7 protein-coding genes and 1 pseudogene are annotated in these 8806 nt (G+C 70.4%); 6 read left to right on the forward strand and 2 right to left on the reverse strand.

Annotated features, from left to right (window positions below; all coding sequences use genetic code 11):
• A partial coding sequence (locus tag AOK08_RS36950; protein ID WP_198539504.1) for a LamG domain-containing protein occupies positions 1–670 on the forward strand: 670 nt, incomplete at its 5' end.
• 78 nt (positions 671–748) lie between these two features.
• Here the strand turns inward: AOK08_RS36950 and AOK08_RS36955 are convergent.
• A complete protein-coding gene (locus AOK08_RS36955) occupies positions 749–1771 on the reverse strand; it encodes a bile acid:sodium symporter family protein (RefSeq protein WP_079054486.1) in 1023 nt (340 codons plus the stop codon).
• A gap of 189 nt (positions 1772–1960) precedes the next feature.
• Here AOK08_RS36955 and AOK08_RS36960 point away from each other — a divergent pair, with 189 nt between their 5' ends.
• The 4 genes from AOK08_RS36960 to AOK08_RS36975 all read left to right on the forward strand — a co-directional run bounded on the left by AOK08_RS36960 (position 1961) and on the right by AOK08_RS36975 (position 6909).
• Positions 1961–2824 carry a LysR substrate-binding domain-containing protein gene (locus AOK08_RS36960; RefSeq protein WP_055534269.1) on the forward strand — a complete coding sequence of 288 codons (864 nt, stop codon included), beginning with the start codon at positions 1961–1963 and terminating at the stop codon, positions 2822–2824.
• 268 nt (positions 2825–3092) lie between these two features.
• Positions 3093–4919 (forward strand): AMP-dependent synthetase/ligase, encoded by a 1827-nt coding sequence (locus AOK08_RS36965; protein ID WP_055534274.1) that lies wholly within the window; start codon positions 3093–3095, stop codon positions 4917–4919.
• Positions 4920–5182: 263 nt separating this feature from the next.
• Positions 5183–6019 (forward strand): aldo/keto reductase, encoded by an 837-nt coding sequence (locus tag AOK08_RS36970; RefSeq protein WP_055534276.1) that lies wholly within the window; start codon positions 5183–5185, stop codon positions 6017–6019.
• 194 nt (positions 6020–6213) lie between these two features.
• Positions 6214–6909: a glycoside hydrolase family 75 protein gene (locus AOK08_RS36975; RefSeq protein ID WP_055534277.1), complete on the forward strand. Its 696-nt coding sequence runs from the start codon at positions 6214–6216 to the stop codon at positions 6907–6909.
• Between the two features lie 64 nt (positions 6910–6973).
• Here AOK08_RS36975 and AOK08_RS36980 read toward each other — a convergent pair whose 3' ends face one another.
• Complete coding sequence (locus AOK08_RS36980; protein WP_055534278.1) at positions 6974–7864, reverse strand: class I SAM-dependent methyltransferase; 891 nt, start codon at positions 7862–7864, stop codon at positions 6974–6976.
• A gap of 168 nt (positions 7865–8032) precedes the next feature.
• Here AOK08_RS36980 and AOK08_RS36985 point away from each other — a divergent pair.
• Positions 8033–8804, forward strand: a pseudogene (locus AOK08_RS36985) (phytanoyl-CoA dioxygenase family protein).
• The last annotated feature ends 2 nt before the right edge of the window (positions 8805–8806 follow it).

Genomic DNA, 8806 nt, shown 5'->3' on the forward strand with positions numbered 1-8806 from the left:
CGAACTCCAGCGCGCCGCCGCGGTCCTGGGCGGTGCCGCGCAGACCGGCGGGGTCTTCGGCGGCGGCGCGCTGGAGTTCGACGGCGTGGACGACGCCGTACGCCTCCCGTACAGCGACCGGCTGCCGCTGGGCACCAAGGACTTCACCGTGGCCCTCTGGTTCCGCACCACGGCGACGACGGGCGACCGGCCGCTGCTGTGGATGGGCGGGGTCGGCTCCACCCAGCCGCAGGTCTGGCTCCGGGCGGAGCCCGCGTCCAACCGGGTCCGTGGTCTGATGACCGTCCGGGACGGCGCGTCGGCGCTCAGGACGGCGTCCGCTTCCGCGCTGGGCACCTACAACGACGGCCAGTGGCACTTCGCGGCCCTGCGCCGTGGCGGCGGCCAGTTCACGCTGTTCGTCGACGGTACGGCGGTCAGCGTGGCGGACGTCACCGGGTCGGTCAGCCGCAACTCGGTGTTCGGGGTGCACATCGGGCAACGGGTGGACAGCCTGCAGCACTTCAGCGGCGCTATCGACGATGTCCGGGTCTGGGACCGGGCGTTGAGCACGTCCGAACTGGCCAAGGCCTCTGTGACGGCGAAGGTGGATCCGGCGGCGGCCACCAGCGACACCGTTCTGTGGTTGCCCATGGACCAGGTGAACGCCGCCGACAGCTCCGCGCGGTAGGCGGTTCGTTCGGCACAGGCCCGCGCTCCCATCGAGGGGGCGCGGGCAGCCCGTCCGGCCGCCCCGGTCGGGCCGGCCTCAGCCGGAGGGTGTCGCCGTACCGGCCGTGATGGGGGACGGGTCCTGCGCGGTGGCCCCCGCGTCGGCCCCGGACCGGGTCACCGGGTCCTGCGAGCGGCGCTTGGCGATCACCGCGCACACCATGAGCTGCATCTGGTGGAAGAGCATGAGCGGCAGCACGGCCAGTGAGGCCTGGGCGCCGAACAGGACGCTCGCCATGGGCAGTCCGGCCGCCAGGGACTTCTTCGAGCCGGCGAACTGGATCGTGATCCGGTCCTCCCGGTCGAAGCCGAGCGCCTTGCCGCCGTACCAGGTGAGCGCCAGCATCACCGCGAGCAGTACGGCCTCCACGACCAGGAGACCGCCGAGCCGCGCCGGGCTGACCTGGTGCCAGATGCCCTGGACCACACCCTCGCTGAACGCGGTGTAGACGACGAGCAGGATCGAGCCGCGGTCGACCAGCCCCAGCACCTTCTTGTGCCGGGTGACGAACGCGCCGATCCAGCGCCGGAGCACCTGCCCGGCGAGGAAGGGCACCAGCAACTGCAGGACGATCTGGACGAGCGAGTCGAGCGAGAAGCCGCCTCCGGTGCCGCCGAGCAGGGTGGCCGCGAGCAGTGGGGTGACGACGATGCCGACCAGGGACGAGAAGGAGCCCGCGCAGATCGCGGCGGGCACATTGCCCCGGGCCATCGAGGTGAAGGCTATCGACGACTGGATCGTGGACGGGACGAGGGTCAGGAACAGCAGGCCGGTGTAGAGATCGTGGGTCAGGAACACCGGTTCGAGTCCGCGGGCGGCCAGGCCGAGCAGCGGAAAGACGACGAACGTACAGGCGAGGACCGTGGTGTGCAGCCGCCAGTGCTTCAGTCCCGCCAGCGCCTCACGGGTGGAGAGGCGGGCGCCGTAGAGGAAGAAGAGGAAGGCGATGGCGACGGTGGAGGCACCCGAAGCGACCTCGGCGCCCGTGCCGCGCGCCGGGAGGAGCGCCGCGAGACCCACCGTCGTGAGCAACAGCAGGATGTAGGCGTCGATCGGCATCCAGCTCGGCCACTTCAGGTGTTTCACGGTGCTCCACTGATCGGTGCAGGCGGCGCGGGAAGGTTCGGGGGAGGTACGGAAGGGGTGAAGGTCGTGCCCTTTCCATCGTCCTCCTCCGATTCGTGATCGGGAATCCCGCATACCGTTCTGACTGTCATCACGTTCCGCGATAACGGGTACCGTGGACGCGTGTACGACCCCTCTCATCTGCGGACCTTCCTGACCGTGGCCCAGACGCTCAGCTTCACGCAGGCGGCCCGGCGGCTCGGGCTGCGCCAGTCGACGGTCAGCCAGCATGTGCGGCGCCTGGAGGACGCGGCCGGGCGGCAGTTGTTCTCCCGCGACACGCACTCCGTGGAGCTGACCGAGGACGGCGAGATGATGCTCGGTTTCGCCCGCCGCATCCTGGAGGCGCACGAGCAGGCGGCTGCGTTCTTCACGGGCACGCGGCTGCGCGGCCGGCTGCGGTTCGGCGCGTCCGAGGACTTCGTGCTGACCCGGCTGCCGGAGATCCTGGAGGCCTTCAGGTACGACCATCCGGAGGTCGATCTGGAGCTGACGGTGGAGCTGTCGGGCACCCTGCACGAGCAGCTGGCCGCCGGGAAACTGGATCTCGTCCTGGCCAAGAGGCGGCCCGAGGACCCGCGCGGCGAGCCGGTCTGGCAGGACGAGCTGGTGTGGATCGGCGCGGAGCGGCTCCGGCTGGACCCGGACCGCCCGGTGCCGCTGATCGTGTATCCGCCGCCGGGCATCACCCGGGCCCTCGCCATGGAGGCCCTGGAGCGGCAGGGCCGGGCGTGGCGGGTCGCCTGCACCAGCGGCAGCCTCAACGGCCTGATCGCGGCGGCCCGGGCGGGCCTCGGCGTGATGGCGCACTCGCGCGGGCTGGTCCCGCCGGGTCTGGTCCGGGTGCCGGAGCGCGCGGGGCTGCCGGAGCTGGGCCGGGTCGACTTCGTCCTGGTCCACGGGCAGCGCCGTACGCCGGCCCAGGGCGCGGCGGACGCGCTGGCGGCGGCGGTCCTGACGAGCGGGGACCGGCTGCACCGCCGCTGACACGGCCTCCGGAACCTCCGGAGACCTTAAAGACCCTTCCAAGATGCCTGGCGCGGGTGGTGAGCGGGTTCGGTGGATTCGGTGGAGATTGCCCGATCATGATCTTGCCCAACGAGGGATGTTCAGGCCGCCTCCCACCCATACGGGCATATTTTCCGCCCCCGGGTCGGCGGCGTGCCCGGACGCGCCCGGTTTGGCACCCCCTCCCGCCGCGCGAAGGCGTGGGGTAGCTTTCACGGCGCTGTGCGAAGCGTCGCTAGGAGTGGGTTTGCGCGAATTCACCAACCCTCCGCTGGCGTTGGCGCCGCCCGTGGGCGGACTGGCCGACGTGGTGTTCGAACGCGCGCAGGAAGACCCCCGCCATGTCTCGCTCGGCCGCAAGGACAAGGCCGGCCAGTGGCGGGACGTGACGGCGGCCGAGTTCCGCGACGAGGTCCTCGCCCTCGCCAAGGGCCTGCTCGCACAGGGCGTCCGGTTCGGGGACCGGGTCGCGATCATGTCCCGTACGCGGTACGAGTGGACGCTCTTCGACTACGCGCTGTGGACGATCGGCGCGCAGGTGGTGCCGGTCTATCCGACGTCCTCGGCCGAACAGGTCTGCTGGATGCTGTACGACGCCGAGGTGACGGCGGCGGTGGTGGAGCACGAGGACCACGCGATGACGATCGCCACGGTCATCGACCGGCTGCCCCGGCTGCGCCGGCTGTGGCAGCTCGACGTCGGGGCCGTACAGGAGCTGTACGAGGAGGGTGCGCATCTCGACGACGAGACGGTGCACCGGCACCGGCTCGCGGTCACGCCCGAGTCGACTGCGACGATCATCTACACCTCCGGTACCACGGGCCGTCCCAAGGGCTGTGTCATCACCCACGCGAACTTCATGTTCGAGGCGGACACCGTCATCGAGCGCTGGGAACCGGTGTTCCATTCCAGGAAGGGCGATGAGGCGGCGACGCTTCTGTTCCTTCCCCTCGCGCATGTCTTCGGGCGGATGGTGCAGGTGGCCGCGATCCGTGGCGGGGTGCGCTTCGGCCACCAGCCGCAGCTCAACGCGGCGGCCCTGCTGCCCGACCTCGCCGCGTTCAGGCCGACGTTCTTCCTCGGTGTGCCGTACATCTTCGAGAAGGTGTACGGCGCGGCCCGCCGCAAGGCCGAGCGGGAGGGCAGGGCGGACGCCTTCGAGAAGGCCGTGGAGTGCGCGGTGCGCTACGCGGAGGCGATGGAGGAGAAGGCCTGGGACCTTGGCCCGGGCCCGTCGGCGGCGCTGCGGATGCGGCACCAGCTCTTCGACAAGCTCGTGTACTCCCGGATCCGGGACGCGATGGGCGGACGCGTACGGCACGCCATGACGGGCGGCTCGGGGATGGACCGGCGGCTCGGCCTGTTCTTCGCGGGCGCGGGCGTCCACATCTACGAGGGCTACGGCCTCACGGAGACGACCGCGGCGGCCACCGCGAACCCGCCCGAACGCACCCGGTACGGCACGGTCGGCCAGGCCGTCCCGGGCACGACCGTGCGCATCGCGGACGACGGCGAGATCTGGCTGCGCGGGGCCAACGTCTTCCAGGGCTATCTGAACAACGAGAAGGCGACGGACGAGGCCTTGCACGACGGCTGGCTGGCCACCGGCGACCTGGGCTCCCTCGACGAGGACGGCTTCCTCACGATCACCGGCCGCAAGAAGGAGATCCTGGTGACCTCGGGCGGCAAGAGCGTCGCCCCGGGCGCGCTGGAGGAACGCGTCCGGGACCATCCGCTGGTCGCCCAGTGCATCGTGGTCGGCAACGACCGCCCGTACATCGCGGCCCTGGTCACCCTGGACCGCGAGGCGGTCGAGCACTGGCTCACGATGGGCGGCAAACCCCGGCTGACCTCGGCGGAACTGGTCCGCGACCCGGATCTGGAGCAGGAGGTACGGCGTGCGGTGGTCACCGCGAACACCCAGGTCTCCAGGGCCGAGGCGATCCGCACCTTCCGGATCCTCGCGCAGCCGTTCACCGAGGACCACGGTCTGATGACCCCGTCCCTGAAGCTGAGGCGCAAGGCGATCGAGGACGCGTACGCGAAGGAGATCGAGGCGCTCTACCAGGCCTGACCTCCCCCACCGGGGCCGGCCGAGGTCACCCCGTTTCCCCGGTCAGCTCGGCCGGCGCCTGTTCGAGCCGGCGCACGTGCGTATCGAGCGCGAGGTCCTTGTAGCCGTGGACATGGTCCAGGATCCGACGGGCCATACACCCGTCCACGCCTCCGGCGCCGATCCATCGGCCTGTTCGCACGGATGGTCGGGGCAGGAATGCCTCACGGCCCGTGATCGTTGACGATGGGAAACTCACCCGACGACTGAAGGATCGAGAGCTCGTGAGCAGCAAGGTCCCCCCGATCATCCTGAACAACGGCGTCGAGATGCCCCAGCTCGGCTACGGCGTCTGGCAGGTGCCGGACGACGAGGCGGAGAAGGCGGTCGCCACCGCGCTGGAGGCCGGGTACCGCAGCATCGACACAGCGGCGATCTACGGCAACGAGGAGGGCACCGGAAAGGCCGTCGCCGCGTCCGGCCTCCCCCGCGAGGAGCTCTTCGTCACCACCAAGCTCTGGAACGCCGACCAGGGGTACGAGTCGACGCTCCGCGCCTTCGACACCTCCCTGGAGAAGCTCGGCCTGGAGTACGTCGACCTGTATCTGATCCATTGGCCCCGGCCCGCCAAGGACAAGTACGTCGACACGTACCGGGCGTTCGAGAAGCTCCTCGCGGACGGCCGGGTGCGGGCCATCGGTGTCTCCAACTTCCTTCCGGAGCACCTTGAGCGGCTCATCGCCGAGACGTCGGTCATCCCGGCCGTCAACCAGATCGAGCTGCACCCGCACCTCCAGCAGCACGCGTCCCGCGAGTTCCACGCGGAGCAGGGCATCGCCACGGAGGCCTGGTCCCCGCTCGGCCAGGGCAAGGGTCTCCTGGAGGTGCCGGCGATCGTGGCCATCGCCCAGAAGCACGGCCGCACCCCGGCCCAGATCGTCCTGCGCTGGCACCTCCAGCTCGGCAACGTGGTGATCCCCAAGTCCGTGACGCCGTCCAGGATCAAGGAGAACATCGAGGTCTTCGACTTCAGCCTGGACCCGGAGGACCTCGCGGCGATCAGCGCGCTGAACGAGGACCGGCGCATCGGCCCGGACCCGGCCGCGTTCGAGGTCGGCTGACGGTCGATTGACAGTCAGCCGACGACCGACTGACGACAGCCACGACAACGCCCCGGTCCCGCACCGACTACGGTCGCGGTTCCGGGGCGTTTCACATACGCAGGTCCGGACCAAGGGTTGACGCGGGCATGCCTACAGGTCCACCTTGGATCGCACTGGTAAGGAAACTTTCCTAACAGAAGGGTCCCCCCACAGTGCGACCTCGAACACTGCCCCTCGCGGCAGCCGCCTGCGCGGCCCTGCTCGCCACCGCCGCTCTCCCCTCGTACGCCTCGGGCCCGGCCGGAGCGCCGTCCCCCAAGGAGGGCTCGGTCGGCGCGGCCGAACTGCTCGCCAAGGTGACGTCCTGTTCCCAGCTCTCCAACGGCAAGTACCGCACCGACGAGGAGACTTCGGCCACGATCCCCGTGTGCGGCAAGAACGGCGCCGTGTTCTGGAAGGCCGACATGGACGTCGACTGCGACGGACAACGCACGTCGAAGTGCAACGAGAACACCGACCCCTGGTACCAGGACGACACGGCGTTCCACCAGTCCAACGGCAAGCCACTCAGGGCCGATTCACTGCCGTACGTCGTCGTGCCCAGCGTCAGCGGCATCTGGAACTACTCGGGCGCCGGCATCAAGGGCGGTGGCGTGGTCGCCGTGATCTACAACAACAAGGTCGAGTACGCGGTCGTCGGCGACACCGGCCCCACGAAGATCATCGGCGAGGCGTCGTACGCCACCGCCCAGGCCCTCGGCATCGATCCCGACCCGGAGAGCGGCGGCACGGACTCCGGGGTGACGTACATCCTCTTCAAGAACTCGCAGGTGTCGCCCATCGAGAGCCACAGCGCGGCGGTCTCCCTGGGTGACCGGTTGGCCAGGCAGTTCATCCGCGCCAACTGAGCCCGGCGGGTGGCGGATCGGCGCCGCGTCCACGTACGCGGTGCCGATCCGCCACCCTCTGCGGCTATTCCGCCGGCTTGGTGCCCGTGTACAGCGTGTGCGTGGCCAGGACGAAGACGTCGGGGCGGTGGTGCAGGCCCGCCTTGTCGTCGGGGTCGACGAGACGGTCGAGGGTGGCGCGGTCCTCGGCGTCCAGCTCGTCCGCGAACATCGCGCGGTACCGGTCGAAGAGACCGATCACATAGGCGCGGGCCGCGTCCGTGACCGGGGCGGGCAGGTCGAGGGTGAACGAGCGGGTGCCGGAGGGACGCAGGCCGGCGGCGGTGAACAGGGCCGGCCAGTCCTCGGTCTCGCGTACGTGGCCGGGCAGGCCGGCGCGCATCCCGGTGAACCAGTCCTGCTCGATCACAGCGATCCGTGCCTCCAGGCCCGGCCGCCCGAAACCGAGGTCGCGCGGCAGGTTCCGCTCCGCGAGGCCGCCCTCCACCACGGCGAGCGTGCCGCCCGGGGCGAGTACGGCGGCCAGTGCGGCGAGCGCGGCCCGCTGGTCGCCTACGTGGTGCACGACCCTGCTCGACCACACCAGGTCGGCGGGGTACTCCAACTCACCTAGTCCGTCCGGGAGTTCGGCCTCGATGGTGCTGAACCGGTCGGCGGTGCCGCGTCGTTCGGCGTTCCACCGGGCCCGCTCCAGGAGCTCCGCCGAGCGGTCCGCCGCGACGACGCGCGCCTCGGGGAACGCCTCCGCGAAGAAGCCCGAGATGATTCCGGGGCCGCTGCCCGCGTCCACGATGAGCCCCGGTTCGGGCTGCTGCCTCGCCAGCCAGGCCAGCGCGTCGGCGTAGAGCGGCGCGAACAGCTCGGCCTGTCCCTCAAGCATGGGGATCATCCGGGCGAAGTCGATGTCGGCGTGATCGTGCGAGTGGTTGTGGGTGTGCTGGTGCTGATGAGCCATGGTGTACGGGCCTCCCGTGGTCGATGACTCCAGCCTGCTCCGACCCCGCCCGGCGGGCCAGTTCTGTTGCCGTTCCGGCAAACAGGATTTCCTGGTCCGGCCGCCACGCCAAAACCCGGATGCGCGGGCCCGTGCCCCTCCCCCACGATGTCCCCCATGGACGACGGACTGGACGACGGAGTCGTGGAGCGGTTTCTCGAAGACGGGTTCGTGAAGATCGAGGGCGCCTTCCCGCCCCGCGTCGCCGAGCACTGCGCGCGACTGCTGTGGCGGGAGACGGGATGCGACCCCGACGACCCGGGACACCTGGACGAAGCCGGTGCACTGGGTGTCGGACATGGCGCAGGGCCCGTTCGCCGCCGCGGTCAACACCCCTGTGCTGCATGAGGCGTTCGACGCGCTGGTGGGCGAGGACCGCTGGGCGTCACGCTATTCGCTGGGCAGCTTTCCGCTGCGGTTCCCGCACGAGGAGGAACCGGACGACGCGGGCTGGCACATCGAGGGGAGCTACTACCCCGAGGGCGCGACCTGGCCGTACACGAACCTCCGCTCGCGGGACCGGTCCCTGCTGATGCTGTTCCTGTTCAGCGAGGTCGGCGAGGCGGACGCCCCGACACGTATCCGGGTGGGCTCGCATCTGGACGTACCACCGCTGCTGGAGCCGTACGGCGAGGAGGGCGTCTCGGGCCTGGATCTCGCCCCGGACCTGGTGACGGCCTCGGCACACCGCCCACTCGCCCACGCCACGGGCCGCCCCGGAGACGTGTACCTCTGCCACCCCTTCCTGGTCCACGCGTCCCAGCCCCACCACGGCACCCACCCCCGATTCATGGCCCAGCCACCCCTGTATCCGGCGGTGCCATACGAGTTGGAGCGCACGGACGGGAAGTACTCGGCGGTGGAACTGGCAATCCGCCGGGGCCTGGGAAGACCCGCCTGAGC

The organism is Streptomyces graminilatus (assembly GCF_001418565.1).
GTDB classification, from domain to species: Bacteria; Actinomycetota; Actinomycetes; order Streptomycetales; family Streptomycetaceae; genus Streptomyces; species Streptomyces graminilatus.

Coding starts and splice junctions, on each gene's coding strand:
- AOK08_RS36980 (WP_055534278.1), bottom strand. CDS start 7,864: ATGGCTCATCAGCACCAGCACACCCACAACCACTCGCACGATCACGCC.
- AOK08_RS36955 (WP_079054486.1), bottom strand. CDS start 1,771: ATGCCGATCGACGCCTACATCCTGCTGTTGCTCACGACGGTGGGTCTC.